Below are 25,316 nucleotides of genomic sequence, written 5' to 3' on the forward strand. Positions count from 1 at the left end.
GCAAATGGTGATTACTACGCACCGTGTGTGATCTCTGCCCTCGCAACCGGCTCAGTAGGAGAACGTCCGAATGGCCGACTTCTCTATATGCTACGGAGGCTGAGCGTGATAGGCCATGTTTCACCGTCCGCAACTCATGCGCGACCGTCCGGGCCCCGCGGTGCGCCTTGCACCGCTCAGCCCGACAAGCCTTTGGGCTATTCAGTCCTGGCACCTTCCCTTATCGGAATATGGATACCCAGCCTATGGTCCTGATCCGCGTCCGCCGCTGGCGGTCGGCATCAGCCCGCCCCCCCCCAGCGAGTGTCCCGCCCGGACAATCCCAGGTAGCGTTGTATGTCGGACACCTCGCCTCCGAGTTTTCCGGGCGCACGCTGCGGCGCAAGAACCGTGAGATGCATGGAGGTCGGTATGGTCATGCTTTCCGCAGTGCGCAAGGTGTCGTTGGGCTCTATCGTCTTGCGCGCGCTAGCGCTGTCTGTACCGTCTCGGCGGCACGGATTCCGGCGTCCTCGGTGGTCAGAGAGTCGATGACCTCGCCGAACACCTCGACCCCGACGGTCAGTAGTCCTCCTTTGTCCAGGAGCGGGCGGACGACAATTTCGAGGTCGAGTTCGCCATCGCCGGGGAAGCGGCGGAAACGGCCCTCGCCGAAGAGAGTGTCGGACTGGGGAGAGAGGGAGGCGTCGGCGAGCTGGAGGCCGGTCACCTTCTCTTTCGGGATGTCCGGCAGCAGATCTAGGGCGGCCTGCGGCTCGTCCGACGCCCTGAGCAGATGCCAGGTGTCCACCATGAGCGTGCCATTGGGACGGTCGGCACGCTGGACGATTTCCCATGCAGTGGCCAGATCGCGGATCCCCCAGAACGGCACGAACTCCAGCTCGACCCGCAGCCCGCGGTCCTCCGCCATCCGGCAGAACGCGGCATAGGAAGTGACCAGTTTGTCCAGTGGGACTGTGTCCACGGCGAACGCCCCGCACGCCAGGACGGAGTCCATGCCCGCGGCCTCCGCAAGGTCGAGGACCTCGGTTCCGCTGAAGTCGAAGCGTTGCTTGAGCGGTGCGGGCAGGTCGTCCGCGTACGGGATGGGTGCCCAGCTCGCGGCACCGTCGAGTTGCGCCAGCCGCACGCCTCTGGCTTCCGCCTCCGCGCGGATCCACTGCCGGTCGTGACCGGAGACCAGCAATTCGTGGAGGGTGAGTGGGCTGAGGGCGGTGGCGGGGAATCCTCCGGAGCGCGCGGCGTCCAGCACAGCGATGAAGCCTCGGCTTGCCATGCTTCCTGGCCAGAAGGTCAGCTCCGGAGTACTCCGGCCCGTCATCCCGCCTCCTTGGTTCCTGTGTGGTGTCCCGCTCGCGCGGCGATGTCCGTGATGATCTCGGCGAGCCGGTCGGGGCGTTCCTCCGGGATCCAGTGACCGGCCCGGTCGACGATCTCCACCTGTCCCTTCTCGGCGACTTCCCCGACCATCTCCTCCAGTGCGGGACGCACCGCGGTGACACCGCTGGCTACTGCGGTGAACGGGATGGCGAGCCGTGCCTCGGCGAGCGCCGCCCTGTTGTCCGCGCTGTCCTGGCTCAGCGCCCGGTACATCTCCAGGCCGGCCCGGAGTGCGCCGGGCGCGCGGTAGGCGGCGGCGTAGGCGTCGATGTCCTCGGGGGGCACTGCGGCGCGGTCGTAGATCCGTGAGGCCACGAAATAGTCGATGTACTCCCTTTCGCGTCCGGCGATGAGCAGGTGCGCGACGTCGACGTTGCTGTGGAAGGGGATGTGCCAGGTGCGAGGGTTGGTGGCGAGGCTGTCGCCGAGCTGTGTGCCGGGCAGCGGGGCGTCGACGGTGACGAGCGCGGCGGCGCTGTCGCGGTGGCGGAGCGCGTACGCGAAGCCCACGTAGGCGCCCATGTCATGGCCGCAGATGAGTACGGGGCCGTCGGCTCCCGCCTGTTCGACGATGCCATTGATGTCGTCGGCGAGGGTGAACTTGTCGTAGCCGCTCGCCGGGCCGGGGAAACCACCGATACCCCGGAGGTCGGGGGCGATCACGCGGAAGCGGCCGCCCAGACGTTGTATGAGGGGCTGCCACTCCCTGTGGGTCTGCGGGAAGCCGTGAAGCAGGACGAGAGTAGGGCCGGTGCCGGCCGTGACGTAGTGGTGGCCGATGCCTGCCACGGTCGCGCGGTGATGGCGGACGTCGATGTCGGTGTGAACTGGCATGAGTGGATGTCTCCTTCTCCCCGGGCAGGCGTGTGGGACGGGTCGGCGAACGGGCGGGCTGGCTGGCTGGCTGCGAGTGGTGATCCGGGCAACGCCGCGTCGCACTGGCGCGGGGACCTCGGCGGGGACCTCGGCATGCTGTCTGTCCACAGAAGCATCGCTGGCACGGGGGCGCAACGTGAGCGGGTTGCGAGCCGGTGTCGAAGCGCCTCGGTCCACGCGGGCGGCGGTTTCCACCCAGAGGGGATGGGTCAGTGCGGATGCCCGCTCTTGTGGCGAGGTTGCGCGTGTCGGGCGACGGCGGTGCCGCGGCGCCGTCCGGCTGGTACCAGTGCGGCGAGGGCCACGGTGACCACCGAGGTGACGGTCAGCAGGAGGAAACCGTGCGTGAATCCGCTCTCCCTGGGGAGTCCGCCCGGCAGCGGGTTCGACGTGATGAGAGTGGCGACCACGGCGGTGCCGATCGCCCCTCCGATATTGCGAATGTTGGCGTTCATACCGGTGGCCACGCCCGTCCGGTGGGCCGGTACGCTCCGGACGATCAGGGTCGACATGGCGGCGTAGGCCAGTCCGAGCCCCAGCCCGAACACGCCGCCGGCGGTCGCGACTTCCCAGGGCTGTTCGGACAGCAGCGCGAAGGCCGCACAGGCCACGGTGCTCAGGAGGGCGCTCACGACAAGCTGCGCCTTGGGACTCACCCGTGCGGAAAGCGCACCGGACAGGATCCCACCCACCGACATCGCGGCCAGCATGGGCAGGGAAAGCAGTCCTGCTTCACTCACGCTGAGGCCGAAGCCGTAGCCCGCCGTGGCGGGCGTCTGCAGGAACTGCGGCACGAAAGCCGTCACCGCGAACATGCTCGCACCGAACAGCACCGCGACCGCATTCGTGGTCCACACCGCCGGCAGCCGCATCATGCGCAGGTCGACGAGCGGATCGGCCGAGCGGGACTCCACAACGATCCAGCAGCAGAACAGGATCGTGGCAAGCGCGAACAGGCCCAGGACGCTCGGTGAGCCCCAGCCCCATACGCCGGCGCGGCTCACGGGGGTCAGCAGCGCCACGAGCCAGCCCGACAGAAGGAGCGCGGCGCGCCAGTCGATACGGCCGCGGTGGCGCACGGGCGACTCGGGGACGAGGAACCGCACCAAGGCGGCCGTGAGGGCCACCGCCACCATCGGTATCCAGAAGAGCCAGCGCCATCCGAGGTGCGTCTCGATCGGCCCGGACAGTACGAGCCCGAGGCCACCGCCACCGGCCAGGACCGCGGACAGGGAGCCGATCGCGGGGGCGACGCGCTCGGCGGGGAATTCGTCCCGGACGATACCGAAGGCCAGCGGGAATACGGCGCCGCCCAGGCCCTGCACCACCCGGGCGGCGACCAGGACACCGATGTTGGGCGCGAGTGCGGCGAGAAGGGAACCTGCCGAGACGGCGCCCAGGGCGACGAGCAGGGTGCGTCGTTTACCGAGGGAGTCACCGAGACGGCCCAGCAACGGCGTGGCGACGGAAGCAGACATCAGCCATGCGGTCAGGATCCAGGTGACGGTGGAACGGCTGGTGCCGAGGTCCGCCTGGATGGTCGGCAGCACCGGGCTGATCAGGGATTGCAACATGGCGAAGACGCCGGCGGCAGCGGCGAGCACGGCGAGGATCAGCCGTGGGGAAGAAGGGGGGCGGGGCATGGGAAGTCCTTGGCAGGGTGAGCGTGCGCGTCAGGGGGGGCCGGGTGCGGGGCGAAGCGTGGTCCGTTTCGCCGGGCGGGCAGCCGGGGAGAAGCACCTCGGACAGAAGCGGAGGCGCCACTCCACTATAACGGATGCATACCTCCGTTTATTTCGTGGTGCGCTCAGCGCGGCTCTCCCGCCGCAGTCCTAACCACCTCATGGGCCGGATGCGGCCCCGGCGCTGCAGGCGTGACAGCCGGCACCCCTACCGGTGCTCGATCCAGCCGTGCCGGACGGCTGCGGAAGAGCCGCGCACATTCGGGCATGACCGGCGACGGCGAGCCGTTCGCGCACGCCGCCACAATCCGCGCCCGCCGGGGGGCGTTGACAGCTGTACGCCGGGCGGGCGCCTCCGTGACGGCAGCCGGAGACCGTGCCGGCGCGCGCCAACACCCACCGCCCCGTAACCGGTTCCGTCAGGACCGGATGCGGGTCAGCGCCCAGGTAAGGGAGTCGTCAGGCGGTCGTTCCGGCCAGGAATGCGGCAAGTATGCGGCGCAGGCGGGGTTCGACTTCGACGACGGCGTGTCCAAGCCGGGGGTCACTGGTGTAGAGATCGCGTAGGCGGGGGCTCGGACTGGCCATCTGCCACAGGGCACCGGCCATACCGGTGGCGGTGGAGACCAGATCGAGCACCTGATGCTCGTCGAGACCCAGGAGCCGGTTCACCTCGGCGCCGATCAGGTCGACTTCGTGCAGGGTGACGAGTTTGAACGCGCGTACCGCCTCGAGTGACACGTTGCGTTCCAGGTTCAGCGGTGCCTGTGCCAGGAGGTCACAGAACACGGGACGTGCCGCGAGTGTCGAAGCGAAGGCGTCGGCGACGCCGGCGGGGTCCGCCTTGTCGCATGCCCGCAACTGGGCACGGAACTCTGCGGACCATTCGCGCCAGCCTTCAGCCGTGAGCTCGAGAAAGATCTGCTCCCTGGTCTCGAAGTAGCGCAGCAGGGCCGATTTGTGCATGCCCACTTCGGCGGCGATGTCAGTGAGAGTGACTTCCCGGATGCCGCGCTCCCGGCCGAGCCTGCGCGCCGCTTCCAGGATCGCTGCCTCGCGTGCCTGTTTGGCTTGTGCACTGCGGGCGCGCTGGAAGGAGGCTGGGTGCGTCATGGGGCCATCATAGGAACACATAACGCAATGATGTTGCCTTATTAAGAGAACGGTGTTTCACTAGCGACATGAGTGAAAACACCGACGCCCGCATCACCGACCAGCGCGTTTGGTTCGTCACCGGCTCCTCACGCGGTCTCGGACGCGCCCTGATCACCGCCATCCTCGAGGCAGGCGACCTCGTCGTCGCCACTGCCCGCAACCCCAAGACCCTCGCCGAGGAGCTGAAGGACCACGGCGACCGAGTGCTCGCACTGCCGCTGGACGTCACCAGCGCTGACGCGGCCCGCGCGGCGATCAACGCCGCGCTCGACCACTTCGGCCGCCTCGACGTCGTGGTCAACAACGCCGGCTACGCGAACGTGGCACCGGTCGAGACCGCGGACGACCAGGACTTCCGCGCCCAGTTCGAGACGAACTTCTGGGGTGTCTACCACGTGACCAAGGCAGCGCTGCCCGTTCTGCGGCAGCAGGGGTCGGGGACCGTGGTGCAGATCTCCTCGGTCGGCGGACGCGTCGGTGGCTCCCCTGGCATCGCCTCGTACCAGGCGGCGAAGTTCGCCGTCGACGGCTTCACCCGGTCCCTTGCCGCGGAGACCGCACCACTCGGGGTGCGGTTCATGGTCGTCGAACCGAGCGGCTTCGCCACTGACTGGGCCGGCTCCTCCATGACCGTCCACGCCACACCGGAGGCCTACGACAGCACCGTGGGCGCCATGAACCGCAGGGTGCGCCAAGGCGCCGCCGGCAGTGCGGGTGACCCGGAGCGCGCCGCCGAGATCATCGTCCGCACGGTGCGGCGTGGCGAGGTGCCCGGCCACCTCCTTCTCGGGGTGAACGCGGTGAACCTGGCGCTCGACTACTCCCGCCGCCAGCTCGCCGAGGCGGAGGCATGGGAGGCGGTGAGCCGCTCGGCCGATTTCGCCGAGCCGTACCCGGTCGAACTGCCGCCGACGTCAGGCCAGTAACGCCCTCCGGACCAACCGGCCGACCGCACGGACGCAGCTTTCCGTGGGTGACATCGCGGAGACGACAAAGACATTGCGCCCGGCCGACCGATCGACTAATCGGCGAGGCCGCCAATCCCGAGCCCTTCCCTTTATGACAGAGCACGGCCAGAGAGGCGTCGGCGGACTCGGCTGACACCTCAGGCGATCACCACGCTTATCGAGCCATCGGCGCAAGTGCTCGGAGTCGCCGCCTCTGGACACCAGAGGTTCACCCGCCTCCCACGACGGCCCGGGCGATGCAGCCGGATGGCCGGGGTGCCACCGCGCCAGCAGTCGCGGGCCTGGCCGTCGTGCATGTTCGGCCGACGACGGCCACTGACACGACACCCCCTCCCCCGCTGACGTCACGAAACCTCTGCCGGCTCAGACGGGCGGAGCCGTCTGCCCGCCGTGATCAGTTCAGCTCGCCGCCCGCGCTCCGAGTGGCGGGCGGAGCCACACCTCAGCCGATGCAGTAGACCCGGCCCCAATAAGACCCTTTCGCCCCATTTGCACCGGAGGGCATCCTCCATTAAAGTGGAGGACGCCCTCCGCTACCGAGAAGCCTCCTCCTTCAGGTCGGGCAGGGCGTCTCCCAATGCGTCAGCACCGCGGCCACACATGCTCGGCATGCTCCGGACGGCACCTCATCTGCGGCCGCGAAGAACGAAAGCGAAATGACATGGACTACAAGCTCAGCGACAAGCGCGCCCTGGTGACGGGCTCCAGCTCGGGCCTCGGAGCGGCCATCGCCACTCTCCTCGCGGCCGAGGGCGCGACGGTCGTGGTGCACGGCCGCGACAAGGAGCGCGCCGAGGCCGTGGCCCGGACCATCCGGGACGACGGCGGACGCGCTGAAGTCGTCCTGGGCGACCTCGCCACCGACGAAGGCGCCGACGCGGTCGCGGCGGGGGCCCTGGCGAACGGCCCCATCGACATCCTGGTCAACAACGCGGGCTACTACCGGCACGTCACCTGGACCGACGCGACCATTGACGACTGGCGCGAGACCTATGACGCGAACGTGCTGTCCGGTGTCCGCATGATCAAGCGGCTGGTCCCCCAGATGCGCGAGCGCGGCTGGGGCCGCGTCATCCAGATCGGCGGCGGCCTCGCCATCACGCCGATGCCGGGACATCCCCATTACAACGCCACCCTCGCCGCCCGGCACAACCTGGCCGTCTCCCTGGCACGGGAACTCGCGGGCACCGGCGTCACCTCCAACACCGTCGCCCCGGGGGCGATCCTCGTCGACGCCGTCAAGGACCTGCTGACCGGCATCGCCCCGGACCGCGGCTGGGGCGAAACCTGGGAGGACATCGAACGTGACGCCACCAAGCACCTGCTGCCCAACGACCGCGGCCGACTGGGCCTTCCGGAGGAGGTCGCCGGTGCCGTCGCGTATCTGACCAGCCCCTTGGCCGACTACGTCAGCGGCGCCATCCTGCGCGTCGACGGTGGCCTCATCCGCTCGCTGTAACCCATCCTGCCGGGCTCACGCGAGAGCGTGCACAGCCCGGCATGTATCAGGGCGAGCCGCATCGCCCGGAAACACAGCTTCCTCGGTTCTGTCCCGTGCGGTTCGCAGGCGGGCAGGACAGAGTGCCGCAACGAGGACTCGTGGTGGGCGTGCGGCTTCCAGGTGCGCCCACGCGATACTGATCGGCCGCTGGAGGAAATAGAGGCCTACGGGATCTTGACGGGGCGGCCGTGAGGTCCGCGGTGAGCGGGATCCGGCCTTGGTAGTATCGAGGGATCCCTCCGGAAAACCGGAGGGCACACTCCACTGCCGCGGAGGCACGCCTCCGATCCCATCGCGTCGAAGGATCATGGTGGACGACAGGACGCCCTCGGCACTCGGTGCGGCCGTGCGCCGCCCGCACCGAGCTGACGCGCGCCGTAACTTCGACAGACTCCTGGCCGCCGCCCGCACGGCGTTCGCCGAGCAGGGAACCGGCACCCCGCTCGAGGACATCGCCCGTTCAGCCGGTGTCGGCATCGGCACGCTCTACCGCAACTTCCCCACGCGGCAAGCACTCTTCGACGCTGTCTACGCGGGTGAGGTCGAGGAGCTGTGCCACGCCGCCCAGGATGTCGCGCACCTGCCTCCGTGGGAGGCGTTCAGCACCTGGCTCGACCGGTTCGTATCCTACGTCGGCACCAAGCGTGCGATCTCCGAAGAACTCAACCGCGACTCAGCGATGTTCCGCGACGCGCGTAAGGCCATGTACGAGGCGGGGGAACCCTTGTTCACACGGGCGCAGGAGGCCGGCGAGGCCCGCCGCGACGCGTCCTTCGACGACGTCCTGCGCATGATCACTGGCATCATCGCCACCGGATACGTCAGCGACGAGCAGCGCGGCCGGGTCCTCCGCTTCGCACTGGACGGCATCCGGACCGGCAAGGACTGACTACCCGGCGTCACGTCGGGCGGAGACAGGTCGAGTCGACGCTGACGATCAGGTGTCCGGCCCCTTGAGCCGGCCTCTGTCGGGTGCAGCGGATGGGCTGCCGTGGATCGCGTCCGGTGTCGAGGGGGCCGCTTACCCACGCTTGCCGGTATGCGGTGTGTTGACGCAGTTCGAGGCATTCATGCGCATAGTAGTGACTGCATGCATCTGATGGATCATGTGCACCATGCTGGATGGACTGATCACGGCTCCTCGCCTCGAGCGTCAGCGATCGTCGCTGTAGCGGCGGGCGGTGTAATCGGCGCCCTGGCCCGCTACGGAGTCTCCCGTATGTGGCCGAACGGCGGCGACGCCTACCTCGTCTGGCGAACGGGGGCGGCCGCCTTTCCCTGGACAACGCTGTTGATCAATGCCGTGGGCTGCTTCTTGATGGGGGTGCTCACCATGGTGCTCAAGAAGCGCTTTGCCGGGGCCTCTCCCCTACTCAGCCCTCTTCTGGGCACAGGCGTCCTCGGGGGTTTCACCACGTTCTCCACCTATACGGACGACGCACGAAGGCTGTTCGAGAACGGTCAGCCCGGGACTGCGGTTGCCTACCTCGTGCTGACCGTGGGCGCGTCCATGTCCGGGGTGCTTCTGGGAGTGGCCTGCGTTGTGGGCATGCTGCGGGTTCGACGCGCAGACCCGTACACGGGTCAGCGGCGTAAGGGCTCCTGATGGGGGATTGGATTCTCGTACTGGCTGGAGGTGCTGTCGGTGCGCCCGTCAGATACCTGATCGGCACAGCGGCAAAGGCCCGCATGCGCTGGACGTTCCCGTGGGGCACACTCTTCGCCAATCTGGGCGCGTGCCTCCTCCTGGGCCTCTTCGTCGAGGCGGGCACGGGCGGCGCGTTGGACGCGTCGGGGCAGGCTTTGCTGTCGACCGGCTTCTGCGGCGCGCTGTCCACATGGTCCACCTTTTCCTACGAGCTCCTGACCTTGGCCGGTGGACGCAAGAGCGCCGAGGCTGCCGGATATCTGCTGGTCAGTGTCGTACTGGGCCTGACGGCGTCCTTCGCCGGGGCGGGGGTCGCCCGAGTCCTGTGGTGACGGCCCACCGCGTGGTTACGGCTGCCCGCCATGCCTGAGCGGGACCGGTGCGGCTCATCCAGACCGGCTGCATCACTGATGAACGGCCAACCGCCTGCGGTGCGGACGACGTCCTCATCCATCACCTGTTCTCGGACGAGTCGAGCCGGTCTCGACGACCTCGGCTCAGGGCGTACGGGCGATGGAGGACATCATCGTCCGAGCCGAGGACGCCGGTGGTGAACGAGGACTTCCCCTTCAAGGGCATGCACGGCTTCGGCCATCGAAAATCCGGCGGCCTACGTCAACGATCTCCGTGAAGTGTTCCGCAAGGTCCGTTGACCCGGCAAACACCCCGCGCGCCCCTCCACGGGGCGGACGCCCGGGCCGGACAGGCGCGCCGGCGACCCAGGGGGCGGACCCCGAGCCTATCCGCGGGCTGGCAAGCATTGCCGTCGGGCGGCACGCAGGACGAAGCGGGACTCGCCCGGTCGCCGATCTTGACGGAAGCAGACCGCGTAACATTCTATACTGACCATTCGAAATATAATCGGGTGTGGTCGCGGCCGACGGGCTCGGCTGCGGCACACCCTCGGGAAAGGAAGCAGTTATGAAGGCTGTAGGAGTGTTCCGATACGGCGGTCCTGAGGTGCTCGAGGTCGTCGACCTGCCGGTACCGGAAGTCGGTCCCGGACAGATCCGCATCCGGGTGCACGCGGCGTCGGTGAACCCGTCGGACATCCTGCTGCGTACCGGTTTCACCGACTCCATGCTCGCTGGGCGGCTGACTCCCCCCTACCGGCCCGGCATGGACGCGGCCGGCGTCGTGGACGCCATCGCCCCGGACGCGGCCACGGACCTGCACGTGGGTGACCGGGTGATGGCGATCGTCGTACCGATCGATCCGTCCGGGGGCGCCTACGCGGAGTATGTCGTCGTCGACGCACGGCAGGTCGTACGGGCACCGGCCGGAACGACTCACGCCGAGGCTGCCACTCTCCCGATGAACGGCCTGACCGCACGCCTTGCCCTCGATGTGCTGGACCTGGCTCCCGGCGGATGGATCGCCGTCACCGGCGCCGCCGGAGCACTGGGCGGATACACCGTGCAGCTCGCCAAGGCGGACGGACTGTCCGTGGTGGCGGACGCGGCGCCTGCCGACGAGGAACTGGTCCGGTCCCTGGGCGCGGACAAGGTGGTCAGCCGGGGACCGGACGTGGCCGACCGCTTCCGCGAGGTCGTCCCGCAGGGCGTCGAAGCGGTCGTGGACGCCGCCGTCATGGGACCCCAGGTTCTCGGCGCCATCCGACCCGGCGGACAGCTCGCCTTGGCGCGCAGCGTCGGAGAACCTGGCACCGTTCCCCTTGGCGACACAGGAGACGTGATCGTGCGGAACGTCTTCGTGCCCGAGTACCGCCACGCACACGACAAGCTCGACACCCTGCGCGTGCTCGCGGAGGAGGGCCGCATCACCTTGCGCGTCGCTGGTGAATACCCCGCGGACCAGGCGGCCGACGCCCATCGGCGCTTCGAGGGGGGTGGCGTGCGAGGCAGGCTGGTCTTGACGTTCTGACCGCCGCAGGGCCTGCGGCGGCACAGCCCAGGGCGTAAGCGACTGGAGGCGGCGGGTTACGGCTCCGGGCGGAGTGCGCCCGCCACTCCGCGGCAGGAGCTCCCGGCTCTTCTGCGGGCCCGCATCGACAGCCGCCGGCGCGAGCCCGTGGCTACGGGAGCCCGCCAGGCGCTTGTGCGGCGGCGGCCCCTTCGGCCGGGTCTCTCGCGAGCCCGGATCCGCACTTCGTGTCAGGTACCGGGGTCCCAGTTGTCGAGCGGATCCATGCGGAAGCGGGTCAGCTCCACCGAGTCGATCAGCCACCGACCGTCAACCTTGCGGTAGGTCTCCCGGTACTGGCCGTAGCCGTTGTGCCCCTCGGGGGCATCCTTCCCGGCCGGGAAGGTCAGCAGATCCTCCATCGCCCAGATCCCCGATGCCGTGTCGGGCCCGGTCATCTCGATCTCCGGCATGTGGCCGTGGTGCACCGACGGCGCTTCCCCGGTCAGGTCCCGGATGGTGTAGGCGAACTCCTGCGGCGACTTCCACACGATCCCGTCGGTCACGAGCTTGGCATCGGGCGTGAAGAGCGCGACAAGGTCGTCATGCTTCTTCTCGTCCACGAAACGGAAGTAGCGCGCTTTCAGTTGCTTGATGCTCTCGATCGCCTCAAGGTCACTCAGCCGGCGACGTATCTCGTCGAGATCACTCATGATCTCGCCTCCTTGGCTGTGCAGCACCTGGCCTGTCCACGCCGAACCGCCGGAACCACACCGGTACATATCGGATTAGCGCGATTGGTCTGGCGAGGCTCGCTCGTTCCCGTAGTTCGGCCCAGCATCGGCCGGCCGGTGGGTCGGACCGGTTGAAGCGGCGGCCCGGCGCCGCCATCGTTACGCCAAGACGGTCCGAGGGCCTGCGGGAGGCATGCGCCACTCCCGTTCCGCGCCGGGCAGGAAGGGGAGTGACTCGACGCCCCTCGACCCCGCGGCCGCCTCACCTCTCAACTGCGCGCGAACTCCAGCAGGTCGGCGTTGAAGGTCTCGGCGAACTTGGGCACCATCGCCAAGCCGTGCGGTGCTCCGGGGTACACCTTGTAGACCGCGTTCTTGACCAACTTCGAGCTCTTGTCACCCGAGGCGACGATCGGAACGATCTGATCGTCGTCGCCGTGCACGATCAATGTGGGCACGTCGATCTTCTTGAGATCCTCGGTGAGGTCGGTCTCGGAGAAGGCCTTGACGCAGTCGTATGCGCCCTTGATCCCCACCGTCATGCCCCACAGCCAGAACTCGTCACGCGTGCCTTGCGTGACAGTGGATCCGTCGCGGTTCGCACCGTAGAACGAAGCGCTGAGGTCCTGGTAGAACTGCGACCGGTCGGACTCCACCCCTTGCCGGATCCCGTCGAACACGTCGATCGGCAGCCCTTCAGGATTCGCCTCGGTCTTCAGCATCAGCGGTGGGATCGCGCCTACCAGCACGGCCTTGGCGACCCGCTCCGAGCCGTGCCGGCCGATGTAGCGGGTGACCTCGCCGCCCCCGGTCGAGTGCCCGACGAGTATGACGTTCCTGAGGTCGAGCTGCTCGATCAGCGCCGCCAGGTCATCGGCGTACGTATCGAGGTCATTGCCCTCCCAGCTCTGACCGGAACGCCCGCCTCCTCGCCGGTCGTGGGCGATGGCCCGGTAGCCGTTGTCGGCCATCAGTTTCATCTGTGGATCCCAGGCATCGGCGATCAGAGGCCAGCCGTGGGAGAAGACCACAGGCTGACCGTCTCCCCAGTCCTTGTAGAAGATGTCTGTTCCGTCTTTGGCAGTGACAAAGGGCATGAGGGGTCCTTCCGTCTATTGCGGGAACTCCGCACATCGGGTGGAATTCAGCACTTGGCCCGGAATTTGGCGCACGGGATCGTGCGCTTGCCCTTGGCGCGCTCGCGGCCGACGTATGCGTCGGCGACCTGAGTTGACCGCGCCGAGCACATCGTGGCATTCACCCTAACCGAATGGCTGTGTTTCGGCGACCTGAGTTGACCGCGCCGAGCACATCGTGGCATTCACCCTAACCGAATGGCTGTGTTTCGGCGTCCCGAGCGTCCACGTGAACCGGCAGACCCCGTGCCGCCAAGCCCGGAACCGATGGCCTCGTGGCTGCTCCGTCGGGCAACAGTCCACGAGGTCATGGATCACACGCCAGGTGAATTGCGTCGTCGGCCCTGGTCACCGCATAGTCCGTCCGCTCGGTGTCGCGGTCAGAATCCGAGCTCGCTGAGGCCGGGATGTTCGTCGGGCCTGCGGCCGAGCGGCCAATGGTACGTGCGCTCCGATGCGGAGATGGGCAAGTCGTTGATGGAGGCGTGCCGCACGGCCATGAGCCCGTCCGCGTTGAACTCCCAGTTCTCGTTGCCGTACGAACGCCACCAGTTGCCGTCAGCGTCGCACGACTCGTAGGCGAACCGCACCGCGATGCGATTGCCGTCGAACGCCCAAAGCTCCTTGATGAGTCGGTACTGCAGCTCCTTCTCCCATTTTCGGGTCAGGAACTCGATTATCTCCTCACGCCCTGTGACGAACTCATTGCGGTTGCGCCAGCGGGAATCCTCGGCGTAGACGAGAGAGACCTTGTGTGGGTCGCGGCTGTTCCAACCGTCCTCGGCAAGACGTACCTTCTGGATCGCCGACTCCCGTGTGAAGGGGGGTACAGGCGGATGATCTGTCACGGCTGCTCCCGGGTGACAGCGGGCAATGTGCCTCGCGCCAGTTGCCGCAGCGCTCCCGCCACCGCGGTCCGGCGCCCTGATTACACGGTATAGCCCGTGTCCGCAGGCCGCTCCCCCGCTGCGTCCCGGCAGCGTGTTCGGCAATCACCTGGACCGGCATACCGGGTCATGCGGTTCATGGGAGGTGCTCGGCCTCGGGTGAAGTCCGGCGCATCCGGCCGCCGCCGTCCCCCTGCTGGTCACCCGCTGCCACCCCGCGGTGACACCTGCGATAGACGCTTGGAGACACTCCCGTGACCCGCTTGAAAGCGCTACTCATCGCGCTCTCGGACCCGTAGCCGGTGTAGCGGGCGATCGCGGAAAGAGTTTCGTCGCTCTCGCGGAGTCTCTGCGCCGCGAGTTGGATGCGCCAGCGGGTCAGGTATTCCATCGGCCCCTGGCCCATGGTGTCCTTGAAGCGTGCCGCCAGGGTGGAGCGGGAGACGGCACCGGCTCGCGCCAACTCGGCCACTGTCCAAGAGCGCGCCGGATCCGTGTGGAGCGATGTCAGCGCGGCGCGGACTGCCGGCTCGGCCAGTCCTGTCAACAGCCCCGAGGCCGCTCGCGGTTCTCGGGCGAGGTACAGGCGCATCACGTGGATGAGCATGACGACCGCCAGGTGCTCGGCGACGAGCGACGAAGCCGCCGGTCTCGACGTGAGTTCTTGCTCGATCACAGTGAGTGCCCATTCCACCGTTTCGGCGTGCGGTGAGCCCGCTGGGACGTGGATGACCGGCGGAAGGCCCGCCAGGAGAAGTTCGTGGCCAGGCTCGCCGAAGGTGAACCGTCCCCCGATGAGCAGCACGTCGTCGCCTGTGCCGGTGTGTGCCATTCCGTTCTCGGCTCTGGCGAAGATGGTGTGAGCGTCGATCTCGGGGCCCGGGGGGTCGCTGCGCAGGGTGAAGGGCAGTGGTCGGGTGAGCAGGTAGCAATCGCCCGGCGCCAAGGCGATCGGGCCGTCCGCTTTTTCCACCTCGAGCCAGCAGTACCCCCGTCGCAGGGTATTGAATTTCACTCCGGCCGGCGGCTCGAACCGGACGGCCCACTGCCCTCCGGCGGTCAGTCCCGCAGAGAGATGACTGCGTGTTCGGAGCAGGGACAGAACGTCTTCAAGCGGGTCCATTCTTCTCCTGGACGATGGGTAATCTGTCACGGACTTCCAATGATGTTCACTGCGTTCGTGGGGCAATACAGTCGAAGTGAATCCGCTCCACCGATGATGAGGTTTCCATGAGTGCAGACAATCTGTTGACCACCCCGTTCTCACCCCGGGCGACGTCCGCTGAAGTGATTTCCGGGGTCGATCTCACGGGTCGACGGGCCATAGTCACCGGCGGGGCCTCAGGTATCGGTGTCGAGACGGTCAGGCCCCTGGTCGCAGCCGGCGCCGAGGTGACCGTCGCCACCCGTCGGCCGGAATTGGCGGGGCCGCTGGTTCGCGAACTCAACGAGGCCGGGGGATCAGGAAGCGTTCATCTCGCCCAACTCGACCTCTCCGACCTCGAGTCGGTGCGGTCCTTCGTGCAGGAATGGCAGGGGCCACTCGACATCCTCGTCGCCAATGCAGGAATCATGGCACTCCCCCAGAAGGAACTCGCGCCGAACGGCTGGGAGCTGCAGCTCGCCACGAATTTCCTTGGTCACTTCGCTCTCACCACCGCATTGCATTCCGCGCTGAAGGCGAGCGGTTCCGCTCGTGTCGTGCTGGTCAGCTCCGGCGCACACATAAGCGTGCCTTTCGACTTCGAGGACCCGCAGTTCGAGCGGCGCCCGTACGATCCCTGGGCCGCCTACGGTCAGTCCAAGACGGCGGAGGTCCTGTTCGCGGTGGGCGCTCGCCGCTGGGCCGGGGACGGCATTACCGTCAACGCCTGCAACCCGGGGTACATCCTGACCAACCTCCAGCGGCACCTCGACGACGACACCATGCGGGCATTCGGAGTCATGGACGCTGACGGCCATCTCACTCCTCTGCCCTACTACAAGACACCGGCCCAAGGGGCGGCGACTTCCGTGCTCTTGGCGGCCTCGCCTCTGGTGAGCGGAGTGACGGGCCGCTATTTCGATGACAATCAGGAGGCGCCCATCGCGGTGGAGGGCGCGGAGAACCCGAGCGGTGTGGCGGCACATGCGCTCGACGCTGCTTCGGCGCAGCGGCTGTGGGAGTACGCGGACCGGGCCCTGCAGCGTTGAGGCTGACGTAGGCCAGCGGCCTGCGCTTGTGTCAGGGCGGCGGTAGCCGTTGTCCCAGCCTCGGGCGGGTTCCGCGGCACGGCGGCGTCAGCATGGCCGTCGCTCATGGCGATCTGCTGCGCGATGACGTGTCCGCCGCCCCGCACGATGAGCGTGGCGGCGAGATGCGGATCGGGGTCTGTTGTGGTGGGGCTGGCCTGTTGCCTGTCGGTGCAGGGCAGCCGCCGGATTGTTGGTGAGACGTTCTTTATCCGCCGCCGGTTTCCCGGTTCCGGGTCTGGGATCGAGACCCGGAACCGGGGTGTCGCCCGATGGTGAGCCTCAGATCATGAGGCTCACCCGCTCCTCGATGCCGAGGAGGGACTTGCCGTAGACCTCGTACCCGACCGCCGGTACCAGGCCGGCGTGACGGGCCGCGGTGTTGGCATCCCGCCAGATGCGCTGCAGCGGGCTGGCCTCGGCGAATGCGGAGGCGCCGTGGACGTTCAGGAGGGTCGTGATCGCTGCCAGCACCTGCTGGGCCGCGTATCCCGCCTGTGCCCGCAGCCTGGTGCGGGTGGCGTAGTCGAGTGTGCCCTTGGCCGCCGACCGGTCCACTTCGTCGGCGGCGGCGTAGATGTGCAGGCGCGCTGTCTCCAGTTGCAGGGCGGCTTGCGCGATCTGGGTCTGAACGCCCACGGAGTCGGCCTGCCGTAGGTGGATCGTGAAGGACAGGGGCTTGGAGCCGGCTTGGTCGACCACGGTGTCGAGAGCGGCTTTGCCCATGCCGAGCAGAGGGCCGGCCAGACACAGCGTCAGCATGGGGCCGAAGGCGGAGGAGAAGAGGGCTCCGTCGTCAGCCGTGCGCGGGTAGCTGCCCTCCGCTGCCGCCGGCACCGACAGCACTCGGTGGGCGGGGACGAAGACGGATTCCGCCGTCAAGGTGTTGCTCGCTGTCGCCCGCATCCCCGCGGTGTGCCACGTGTCCTCAACGGACAGTTCCGAGGCGGGAATGAGCACCAGTGCCTGGTCGGCGACCGCGCCCGTCCCGTCCTTCAGCAGTGCTCCCACTGCCGCCCAGGTGGCGTGTGGGGCACCGGAGTTGTACGACCACCGGCCGGTGACACTCCATCCACCTTCCACCGGCTCACCCATGCCGGTGGGTGCGGCGACGCCCGTCACGCGCGCGTCCGGGTCTGTTCCGAAAACGTCCTGTTGGGCCTGGTCGGGGAACAGAGAGGCCAGCCAGTTGGTCACCGCGATGATCATGCCGGTCCACGCAGCCGACCCGTCGCCCTGTCCCAGGACCTCGGAGACGGTGGTCAGTGTCCTCAGATCGGTCTGGTGACCACCGAACCGCTTCGGCGTGAGCAGCCGGAAGACACCCGCTTCGGTCATGGCCTCGACCGCTTCGGGCGACACCGTGCGTTCCTGCTCGCTGCGATCCGCCTGGGCTCGCAGCACAGCCTGGAGATCGGCGGCCCGGGCGACGAGCTTCGCCCTTCGTTCTTCAGGGGACGGCGTGTTGGTGCCGTCGACGGGATGTCCCACGTTCCCTCGTTTTCTCAAGATGACCGGGCCTCAGGCGGGCCCGTCGTCTACTGGGTGTCGGCCTTCCCTGCCGGCGGCCGGGAAGGCCCGGTGCATAGGTGGAGCGGGCCCGCACAGCTCACACCGTGCGCAACGTGCCTTTGCGGCTGCGTGGGTGGAGGGGGTTGGCCACGCTGTTGTTCACGGCCGGAGCTTCCCCGCCATGTCCAGTGGCGGGAGCAGCAGGGTGGAGCCCTCGACGGGCACTGTCACCACACGGACCGGTCGAGCCAGGAGAGGACACGGTCTGCCACTTCGGTCCAGCGAGGCTCCAGGATGAGGCTGTGTGCCCGGTCGGGGAGGAACAGGTAGTCGGCTCCGAAGTGATCTGCGTGTCTGCGGACCAGATCGGCCGGTGACACGATGTCGCGGCCTCCGGCGACCATCAGTGCGGGGCCGCTGATCCGCGTCCGGTCGAGCGCGATGGCCGCGCCACGCTGAGCAGCTTCCCAGACGGCCTTCGGGGACTCGTCCGGCATGAGGCTGTAGTAGCGACGCGCGTCGTCGTCCGAGCAGCCTGCGAAGAACCACTCCACGACCATCTCGTACGGCATGGGAGGGAAGGGTTCGCTCAGGTCGACCTCCAGGGGAAGAGGCGCACCCGCGGTGTGCTGCGAGGGCACCGGCGCCAGGAGCACCTGCGCGGCGACCGGGAACTGCTCTGCGTATTTCTGCACCGCAGCCGCACCCATGCTGTGCGCGACGAGCACGGGGGTGTCGTCGACGTGCGATATGACGGTCCGCAGTTCGCGCGTGACGTCGAGCATGCTCCGTCGTACGAACTCGTCCTTCGGCAGGTTCCGCGAGTTGGTGTGGTTGTACCAGCTGAAGGCGTAGCTGTGCCGGCCGGCGGCCGCGAAGTAGGGCAGCCACTGTTCCCACAGCCAGCTTCCGTGGCTCCCGCCGTGCACGAAGACCACCGGGGGGCCTTTCGGCGCTCCCTGGGGCGCGACGTGTTCGACGAAGATGCCGTCCACCTGACAACTGTCGATCACCACAACCAACCTCCATGTAGGGGAGAGAGCCGACGCGGTCGATGAGGCCGGGAGGGCTTCCGGGCCGGCGAGATGAACGCCGGCAACGGGTGCGCGTTGTCGGCAGGGAGAGTCAGGAAACCGCCGCCGTCTCGACGCGCACGTTGCGCACGCGGCGGAAAGCAGCGGTTCCGTGGGTATGAAGTGGGGTATGTGAGCGCACTCGAAGGCGCAGCCCCCGTACCTCAGTTGGCGGGGGCGGTCTGGGAAGGAGCGCTCTCGGAAGCGGCGGTCTTCGGAGGGGTCCAGTTCGGGATGGGATCCATACGGAACCGGGTCAGCAGCACCGAGTCGATGAGCCACTTGCCGTCGATCTTCCGATAGGTCTCACGGTACTGCCCGTAGCCGTGGTGGCCCTGCGGCGCGTCCTTGCTTGCCGGGAACGTGAGCACGTCCTGCATCGACCAGATACCCGACGCGGTGTTCGGACCGGTGATGGTGATCTCCGGCATCATGCCGGAGTGGGCGGAGGGTGCCTTGCCGGTCAGGTCGCGGATGGTGTAGGCGAAGTCCTTCGGGGACTTCCACGTGATTCCGTCGGTCACCAGCTTGGCGTGCGGGGTGAACAGTGCAGCCAGCTCGTCGTGCTTCTTCTCGTCCACGAAACGGAAGTAGCGAGCCTTGAGCTGGTGAATGTCCTCGATGTCCTCCAGGCGCTGCACCTTCGCGGCCAGTGACCTCGACGGCTCGCTCGCCGACCGGTCGTGTGCGTTGGCCGACGGCGAGGTCAGAGCCACAGCGCCGAGACCCCCCACCATCAGCAGTGCGGCCGCTAGCGCCGACGCGCCGATACGGGAGCGCCACGCCGCCGTGTTTCGGTTTTCCTGTCCGTGCATGTTGATCGTTCCTTTCGTTCCGCCCGGGCGGCCGTGGCTTCGACGGGCGACCGCCCAGGAGGCGGCGCAGAACAAGCCCGTGCGGAAAGTGAATCTTTGCGGTCCCGGTCTTGCGGCCGCCTTCGTGAGGACTGCAGGGGCGGCAAGACCGGGGTGCCGGTTCCTCGTGACCCTGGTAGCGGGTGGCGCGGGAACAGTGCACAGTAGATACTAAGAAGAACGTTCAGTCAATAATTCCGTATGCCGCTCCCTCGCGGCGAGACGCAGGACACACACCTGGAGAAGGGAAGACCCATGCACACGACCCAGGCCGCCCTGGACACGCAACACTGCTTCGGCGTCGACGCCGGGCCCGAGGGATGGCGCCGCATCATCACCATCCTCCTCGACGGGCTTCGCGCTCCCGGGCACACCACACTCGCGGGTCCCCCACCCCGCACCACCGGTATCTAACCGGCCTGGTTCACCGCCGTCACACGACACGGCGCCCGTCTCTCCCCGAGCCCATCGGCCTCCAGGGGAAGGACCGGCTGCCGGCGAAAGGACACCATCATGCGCGTCGACATCTGGTCCGACATCTCCTGCCCGTGGTGCTTCATCGGCAAGGCCCGGTTCAAGCAAGCACTGGCCTCCTTCCCGTACCGTGCCGATGTCGAAGTCGTCCACCGTTCCTTCGAACTCGACCCGCATCTGGATGAGACCCGTCCCACGACCGGGGCAGCCCACGCGAAGAAGTACGGCATGACCCCGGCACAGGCTCGCGCGGCAGAGGAGCGCATAGCGCGCGTCGCCAGGCAGGAGGGACTCGGCTACCTCGTCGATCACCGAGACCACGGAAACACCTTCGACATGCATCGGCTCCTCCATCTCGCCGCCGCCCACGGCGTGGCGGAAGAACTGTTGTCCTTGTTCTACGAGGGCAACTTCGCGACGGCACGCACGCTCTACGACGCCGAGCACCAGATCCAGCTCGCCATGCGCGCGGGTCTGGACGGGGACGAGGTGCGCGGTGTGCTGGCCGACAAGCAGGCGTACGCCGCTGACGTGCGCAAGGACGAGGCAGAGGCGGCGCGACTGGGCGTCACAAGTGTGCCGTTCTTCGTCATCGACGGGAAGTACGGCCTGTCGGGTGCTGAGCCGGCGCACGCCTTCACGGAGGCGTTGGAGCGAGCGTGGGCCGAACAGAAGCCGGAACTGCAGGTCGCCGGCACAGTGCCCGACGGTGGGTGCGACGCAGAAGGTGCGTGCGCGCTGCCCTCGCCCCGGCCGTGACCCCACCCGCGCAGCGCAACAGGCCGGACATGACGACGAAGACGGGAGACGTGCAGGTGTCGATCAGTTTCGGGGGGTCGGTCGCCGATGCCGCCTACACGCACGTGCGGGGCGTCCTCGATCCCGCCATTCTCAACCACAGCATCCGGGTGTGGCTGGTGGCCGAGCACCTGGGGCGCAGGCAGGGCATCGGTGACTTGGCGCGGGAGGCGCTCGCCGTGGCCTGCCTGTTCCACGACGCGGGCACGGCCGCACCCTATGACGGACCGCAACGGTTCGAGGTCGAGGGCGCGGACGCCGCCCGAGCCTTCCTGAAGGACCACGACTGGCCGGCACCCCTGGTCCAGGAGGTCTGGGAAGCTGTCGCGCTTCACACCTCTCCCGGCATCGCGGAGCGCATGGGGCCGCTGCCGCAGCTGGTGCGGCAGGCCGTCCTGGTCGACTTCGGCAGGAGCGACCTGATCGACCCCGCCGATCAGGGACCGTTGCTTTCGGCCCTGGGACGCTTTCCCCGCCTGGACATCGAGACCGTCCTCGGCGACGCGGTGGTCGCTCAAGCCGTCCGGTGTCCGCAGAAGGCACCGCCGTCCAGCTGGCCCGGTGGCCTGCTCGCCGCACATCTGGCGCATCCGATGCACGGCGGCGTCAACCCCGCCTTCTGAGGCGTCCGTTCCCGCCCTGCCGGGTCGGGAAGTCTGGGATCTTGTTCGTCACCGAGGCGAAGGGGGCAGGGAGCGGACACGCCGGCGGCCGAAAGACGGGTTCGGGGAAGGACTTCGAGCCCTTCCCCCGAATCAGGCGTTGCCGACCTGTGTCACCGCAGGTCCCCGCAGGCCGCTCACGAGGTCGGCAGGTGACCGAGTGCGTGACCGCAGTCCGACAGGGCTGGCCGAAGAGGTGATCAGTAGCCCGCAGTGAGCGCGCCGTCGATCGCCAGGGCGGCGCCGCTGATGAACCGGCTCTCATCGCTCAGCAGGAAGGCGGTGAAGGCGGCGATCTCACTGACTTCGGCCGAACGCCCCGTCGGCTGCTGGCTGAGGATGGTATTCGCAGCTTCCGGGTTGCTCGCCGTGAAGCCCTGCCACAGCGGCGTGTTGACCAGCCCTGTGAGGAGGGCGTTGACCCTGACACCGTCCTTTGCCGCGTCCAGCGCCGTCGAGCGGGTCAGACCGACGACACCGTGCTTGGCGGCCGAGTAGGCGACGGCCGACGGGTCACCCGCCGCACCGACCACAGAGGCGTTGTTGACGATGGAACCTCCGCCGCTGGCGATGATGGCCGGGATCTCGTGCTTGAGGCTGTAGAAGACACTGGTCAGGTTCAGGGAGACCACGCTCTGCCAGAAGGCGGCGTCCACCTCACGGATCGATCCCTGACTGTTGCCGCCGCCGGCGTTGTTGAACGCGCCGTGCAGGGCCCCGAACTCCCTGACCGTGAAGTCCACCAGGTGCGCGACGTCCTCCTCGCGGGTGACGTCCGTGGGAACGAAGACGGCCTTGCCGCCGTCGGCCGAGACCTCCGCCGCGACCGCTTCACCACGTGCCTTGTCCCGCGCCCCGATGACCACCGTCGCTCCCTCGCCGGCGAGTCGCTTCACCGTGGCCTCACCCATCCCGGAGGTGCCCCCGGTAACGATGATGATCTTCGAATTCAGGCGGTTGGACATGGGTGCTCCATTCTTGCCCCGGGGTGACACGGCCACGACTCCGGAATGTTCGAGATGGCGGGCGAACGCCCTGAGCAGGCTGAAGGCTCTCCACTCCTGGAGCCTGCCCCTTCACGCTACCTTATCAGGAACGAATGGTCGATAAAGAAAATTCCGTGCCCGTACCCCGGGCCGTTGCGCAGGAACACCTGCCGACCAACCGCGGTGACGTGGGCGCCCTCCCGTTCCGCCCGGGACGGCGAGGACGAGCCCTGGGCGTCCGTCCGCTTCGCAAGGAGCGGATGCTAGCCGCGGAGCTCCTCGGAACGGTCCAGGTCCCACCTGGCGTGAAAGGTGCCCGGTCGATCGTTGCGGCGGTAGGTGTGCGCGCCGAAGAAGTCCCGCTGGGCGTGCATGAGCGCTGCCGGCAGGCGAGGGGCTCTCGGTGCGTCGTAATGGGCGAGAGCTGCGGCCATGGCGGGAACAGGCACACCGTCCCTAGTGGCGTGCGACACCACCAGGCGCCAGGGCAGCTGGGCGGCGCCGAGCTCACGGGCGAAGGACGGATGCGCGAGAAGGCCCGGGAGATCCGGATGAGCCGTGAAGGAATCGCGCACCCGGTCCAGGAAGGAGGCGCGGATGATGCAACCGGCACGCCACACGTCGGCCACGGCTGCCTGGTTCACGTTCCATCCGTAGACCCGGCTCGCCGCCTGGATCTGGTGAAAGCCCTGAGCGTAGGCGATGAGCTTGGAGGCGTAGAGGGCCTGTTCGACCTGAGTGACCAGCCGTTCCGCACAGAAACCCCAAGGTCCAGAGCAGTCTGCACGGTCCAGCGTCCGGCGCCCTTCTGTTCCGCAGTGTCGGCGATGACGTACAGACCCCCGGTCGCGACACCGACGGCGGCTTTAGGGTGCATCAGTAGACCAAATAAGGAACGATCGATCAAGATAATGTGTTCTCGACTGCAAATCTGTACCGTTCGTTCCCAATGCGCGTATACTCGCGGGTATGGCACGCACCCGGGAGTTCGACACTGAGAAGGCCGTGGAGGCGGCGATGAACGCCTTCCGCCTCAACGGTTACGACGGCACGTCGATCCAAGACCTCGTCGAGGCAACTGGCGTGGGCCGTGGCTCGCTGTACGCGGCGTTCGGGAGCAAGGAAGGCCTGTACCTGGCGGCCATGGACCGCTTCCGAGCCAATTACGCGTTGCCGCTGGTCGAGCTGCTCCGGGACGGAGCCCCGGGACGGGAGCTGCTGCGGGAGGTTCTGGTAGCCGCCGTTGACGAGATCGTCTGCGACGGAAGCCGCCGGGCCTGCCTCATGGTCGGGGCGGCGGTCGGCCGGATAGCTCACGACCCCCAGGTGTCCGCCCATGTGCAGTCGACGTCGGACATGCTCGAGGACGCACTGGCGCAGGTCGTGGCGGAGGCGCAAGCCGATGGCCAGTTCTCCAAGGAGAGGGACGCCCGCATCGTGGCCCGCTACCTCGTCACGACGATGCACGGGCTGCGGGTCATGGGAGCGATCAACCCTGATCGCGAGTCACTCACTGAAGTCGCCGAACTCGCTCTCGACGCATTCGCCCCCTCCCCGGCTTCGTAGCCGCCAGCCGCACCGCCTTCGCCACCACGCCGCGGCGCCCGAACAGAGCTGTTCCAGGCCGTCGCTGACGCGCGGTGGCGTCCCTCGAATCCTGGCTGCGGGCTGTCTGGCTGAGCTGACGGGGCCGCAGGCGCGCAGCGTCGCGTGGGACTTCGTTCGAGATCCACACGTGGACAGGAACCGGCCGGGAAGCAGACCACCGGCAAGGCAGATGACATGGTTCGCACCGTCAGCGGTGGTGCTGACAGTGCAGCCATTCGCCGGACCCGAGAATGCCTCCGCGACCAGTGATCCCCAACTCAGCACCCTAGCTGTCGGCGTCCACAGTGATCAGCTCCGCCAGATCGGTCGCCATGGAGAAAAACGGGGAGTGGCCTGAAGGGAGCCGGTACAGGCGGCCGGCGCGCTTGCCCATCGACTCCTGGTAAGCCGGGGCGAGCATCTCGTCGTGCTCGCAGACGATGTACCTGGAGGAGACCGTCTTCCATGCCGCCGCAGTGAGCGGTTCACTGAAGGACCGTATGCTCTGCGGGACCAGCCGCTGCACGGCCTGATCGGCCTCCTCCGCAGGGATGTCGTTGAACAGCGCCTTCGCCGGGTTGTCAGGAACCGGCAGAGTTCCCGTGTCGCCGCTCGGCAACTGTCCCCCGCTCTCGCTGACCAGGGAAGCGCCCTCGTCCAGCTGGAAGCCGGCGAGATAGAGGATGCGCGACACGGTGGGCGCCGAAGCGGCAGCTTCCGTGACCGGGACGCCGCCGTACGAGTGCGCGAGGATGGTCACCGGCCCGTCGATCTCTCCCAGCCTGGTGCGGATGACGTGCGCGTCGTCGTACATCCCCGCCGTCTCGTTGCTGCCCGTCGACGCACTCGGCAAGTCGACCGTGAGGGTGTGCCACCCCCGGGCGTTGAGCGCCGGAACAAGCTTGTCCCAGCACCAGGCGCCGTGCCAGGCACCATGGACAAGCAGGATGGTGGGATTGCCGTGTACTGCGGTGGTCATGAATCGGCCTTCGAACAGGAACAACCGGGGCCTTCCCCGGCAAGGACGCAGAGCTGTACGCGGATTACGGCCCTTCACAGCGGCTGAACCATAGGGGGCGTGATTGCGATCGGCTCCTCGCCGACCCTAGAAGGGGCCACGCCCGGCGGGCCATGATTCATCGTCCACCGCACTTGTCCGACCGTCCGAAGGCTCCTTCCTAAGAGGGCATTTGATCTAGGCGTATTGCCCTGTATGCCCTAGTAAGTTCCTCGCCAGGTTGGCGTGGTCTCGTCCGTTATGCGCTTGCTGAGGTTGTCGATCGAGGCGATGTGGATCATCGCCTCGGA

Annotated in this window: 24 protein-coding genes and 2 pseudogenes; 11 read left to right on the top strand and 15 right to left on the bottom strand. The window is 67.7% G+C overall.

Translation table 11 applies throughout. The features are described 5' to 3' along the window. Positions 1–451: 451 nt before the first annotated feature. The 4 genes from KBY47_RS20015 to KBY47_RS20030 form a co-directional block, all read right to left on the bottom strand. The gene (locus KBY47_RS20015) at positions 452–1,276 is read right to left on the bottom strand and encodes a sugar phosphate isomerase/epimerase (protein ID WP_210922566.1); all 825 of its coding nucleotides are present in this window, start codon (positions 1,274–1,276) and stop codon (positions 452–454) included. Positions 1,277–1,317: 41 nt separating this feature from the next. Next, on the bottom strand, positions 1,318–2,214 hold the full coding sequence (locus KBY47_RS20020) for an alpha/beta fold hydrolase (protein WP_210922568.1): 897 nt from the start codon (positions 2,212–2,214) through the stop codon (positions 1,318–1,320). A gap of 251 nt (positions 2,215–2,465) precedes the next feature. Continuing rightward, a complete protein-coding gene (locus KBY47_RS20025; protein ID WP_210922569.1) occupies positions 2,466–3,899 on the bottom strand; it encodes an MFS transporter in 1,434 nt (477 codons plus the stop codon). Between the two features lie 498 nt (positions 3,900–4,397). Continuing rightward, positions 4,398–5,051 (bottom strand): TetR/AcrR family transcriptional regulator, encoded by a 654-nt coding sequence (locus tag KBY47_RS20030; protein WP_210922572.1) that lies wholly within the window; start codon positions 5,049–5,051, stop codon positions 4,398–4,400. A 68-nt stretch (positions 5,052–5,119) separates the two neighbouring features. On the opposite strand from KBY47_RS20030, the gene KBY47_RS20035 reads away from it, so the two are divergent. From KBY47_RS20035 to KBY47_RS20060, 6 genes are all read left to right on the top strand, one after another. Further along, positions 5,120–6,019, top strand: a complete 900-nt coding sequence (locus tag KBY47_RS20035; protein WP_210922574.1) for an SDR family NAD(P)-dependent oxidoreductase — start codon at positions 5,120–5,122, stop codon at positions 6,017–6,019. Positions 6,020–6,722: 703 nt separating this feature from the next. Next, on the top strand, positions 6,723–7,520 hold the full coding sequence (locus KBY47_RS20040) for an SDR family NAD(P)-dependent oxidoreductase (protein WP_210922576.1): 798 nt from the start codon (positions 6,723–6,725) through the stop codon (positions 7,518–7,520). A 349-nt stretch (positions 7,521–7,869) separates the two neighbouring features. Continuing rightward, positions 7,870–8,451, top strand: coding sequence for a TetR/AcrR family transcriptional regulator (locus KBY47_RS20045; protein WP_210922577.1), 582 nt, complete (start codon positions 7,870–7,872; stop codon positions 8,449–8,451). A 210-nt stretch (positions 8,452–8,661) separates the two neighbouring features. Next, positions 8,662–9,168 carry a CrcB family protein gene (locus KBY47_RS20050; RefSeq protein ID WP_210922617.1) on the top strand — a complete coding sequence of 169 codons (507 nt, stop codon included), beginning with the start codon at positions 8,662–8,664 and terminating at the stop codon, positions 9,166–9,168. Then, positions 9,168–9,542: a CrcB family protein gene (locus KBY47_RS20055; protein ID WP_210922580.1), complete on the top strand. Its 375-nt coding sequence runs from the start codon at positions 9,168–9,170 to the stop codon at positions 9,540–9,542. The genes KBY47_RS20050 and KBY47_RS20055 overlap by 1 nt, the downstream gene beginning before the upstream one ends. Positions 9,543–10,131: 589 nt before the next feature. Beyond that, positions 10,132–11,094, top strand: coding sequence for an NADP-dependent oxidoreductase (locus KBY47_RS20060; RefSeq protein WP_210922589.1), 963 nt, complete (start codon positions 10,132–10,134; stop codon positions 11,092–11,094). Positions 11,095–11,324: 230 nt separating this feature from the next. Here the strand turns inward: KBY47_RS20060 and KBY47_RS20065 are convergent, their stop codons facing one another. The 4 genes from KBY47_RS20065 to KBY47_RS20080 all read right to left on the bottom strand — a co-directional run bounded on the left by KBY47_RS20065 (position 11,325) and on the right by KBY47_RS20080 (position 14,953). Beyond that, positions 11,325–11,786 carry a nuclear transport factor 2 family protein gene (locus tag KBY47_RS20065; RefSeq protein WP_190005476.1) on the bottom strand — a complete coding sequence of 154 codons (462 nt, stop codon included), beginning with the start codon at positions 11,784–11,786 and terminating at the stop codon, positions 11,325–11,327. 290 nt (positions 11,787–12,076) lie between these two features. Continuing rightward, positions 12,077–12,904, bottom strand: a complete 828-nt coding sequence (locus tag KBY47_RS20070) for an alpha/beta fold hydrolase (protein WP_210922591.1) — start codon at positions 12,902–12,904, stop codon at positions 12,077–12,079. Between the two features lie 419 nt (positions 12,905–13,323). Beyond that, on the bottom strand, positions 13,324–13,791 hold the full coding sequence (locus KBY47_RS20075; RefSeq protein WP_210922593.1) for a nuclear transport factor 2 family protein: 468 nt from the start codon (positions 13,789–13,791) through the stop codon (positions 13,324–13,326). Between the two features lie 175 nt (positions 13,792–13,966). Beyond that, positions 13,967–14,953, bottom strand: a complete 987-nt coding sequence (locus tag KBY47_RS20080) for an AraC family transcriptional regulator (RefSeq protein WP_210922595.1) — start codon at positions 14,951–14,953, stop codon at positions 13,967–13,969. A gap of 107 nt (positions 14,954–15,060) precedes the next feature. Between KBY47_RS20080 and KBY47_RS20085 the strand changes: the two genes are divergently transcribed. Next, on the top strand, positions 15,061–16,023 hold the full coding sequence (locus KBY47_RS20085; protein WP_210922597.1) for an SDR family NAD(P)-dependent oxidoreductase: 963 nt from the start codon (positions 15,061–15,063) through the stop codon (positions 16,021–16,023). Positions 16,024–16,344: 321 nt separating this feature from the next. Here KBY47_RS20085 and KBY47_RS20090 read toward each other — a convergent pair whose 3' ends face one another. From KBY47_RS20090 to KBY47_RS20100, 3 genes are all read right to left on the bottom strand, one after another. Beyond that, a complete protein-coding gene (locus KBY47_RS20090) occupies positions 16,345–17,553 on the bottom strand; it encodes an acyl-CoA dehydrogenase family protein (RefSeq protein ID WP_210922600.1) in 1,209 nt (402 codons plus the stop codon). Positions 17,554–17,801: 248 nt separating this feature from the next. Then, complete coding sequence (locus tag KBY47_RS20095; RefSeq protein WP_308405212.1) at positions 17,802–18,569, bottom strand: alpha/beta fold hydrolase; 768 nt, start codon at positions 18,567–18,569, stop codon at positions 17,802–17,804. Between the two features lie 242 nt (positions 18,570–18,811). Next, complete coding sequence (locus tag KBY47_RS20100) at positions 18,812–19,462, bottom strand: nuclear transport factor 2 family protein (RefSeq protein ID WP_190005483.1); 651 nt, start codon at positions 19,460–19,462, stop codon at positions 18,812–18,814. Positions 19,463–19,756: 294 nt separating this feature from the next. Here KBY47_RS20100 and KBY47_RS20105 point away from each other — a divergent pair, with 294 nt between their 5' ends. From KBY47_RS20105 to KBY47_RS20115, 3 genes are all read left to right on the top strand, one after another. Then, positions 19,757–19,915 (top strand): hypothetical protein, encoded by a 159-nt coding sequence (locus tag KBY47_RS20105; protein ID WP_210922604.1) that lies wholly within the window; start codon positions 19,757–19,759, stop codon positions 19,913–19,915. Between the two features lie 99 nt (positions 19,916–20,014). Continuing rightward, complete coding sequence (locus KBY47_RS20110; protein WP_210922606.1) at positions 20,015–20,734, top strand: DsbA family protein; 720 nt, start codon at positions 20,015–20,017, stop codon at positions 20,732–20,734. Positions 20,735–20,763: 29 nt separating this feature from the next. Next, positions 20,764–21,396: an HD domain-containing protein gene (locus KBY47_RS20115; protein ID WP_247694964.1), complete on the top strand. Its 633-nt coding sequence runs from the start codon at positions 20,764–20,766 to the stop codon at positions 21,394–21,396. 239 nt (positions 21,397–21,635) lie between these two features. Here KBY47_RS20115 and KBY47_RS20120 read toward each other — a convergent pair whose 3' ends face one another. Continuing rightward, complete coding sequence (locus KBY47_RS20120) at positions 21,636–22,400, bottom strand: SDR family NAD(P)-dependent oxidoreductase (RefSeq protein WP_210922608.1); 765 nt, start codon at positions 22,398–22,400, stop codon at positions 21,636–21,638. Positions 22,401–22,684: 284 nt separating this feature from the next. After that, positions 22,685–23,268 (bottom strand): annotated as a pseudogene (locus KBY47_RS20125) (NADP-dependent phosphogluconate dehydrogenase); the annotation flags it as partial. A gap of 122 nt (positions 23,269–23,390) precedes the next feature. Here KBY47_RS20125 and KBY47_RS20130 point away from each other — a divergent pair. After that, a complete protein-coding gene (locus KBY47_RS20130; RefSeq protein ID WP_190005487.1) occupies positions 23,391–23,987 on the top strand; it encodes a TetR/AcrR family transcriptional regulator in 597 nt (198 codons plus the stop codon). A 307-nt stretch (positions 23,988–24,294) separates the two neighbouring features. On the opposite strand, the gene KBY47_RS20135 is transcribed toward KBY47_RS20130, so the two are convergent. Both KBY47_RS20135 and KBY47_RS20140 read right to left on the bottom strand, forming a co-directional pair. Continuing rightward, positions 24,295–25,011, bottom strand: coding sequence for an alpha/beta hydrolase (locus KBY47_RS20135; protein WP_210922610.1), 717 nt, complete (start codon positions 25,009–25,011; stop codon positions 24,295–24,297). Between the two features lie 215 nt (positions 25,012–25,226). After that, a pseudogene (locus tag KBY47_RS20140) lies at positions 25,227–25,316 on the bottom strand (IS5/IS1182 family transposase); the annotation flags it as partial.

This window comes from Streptomyces sp. B93 (genome assembly GCF_018070565.1).
Classification (GTDB): domain Bacteria; phylum Actinomycetota; class Actinomycetes; order Streptomycetales; family Streptomycetaceae; genus Streptomyces.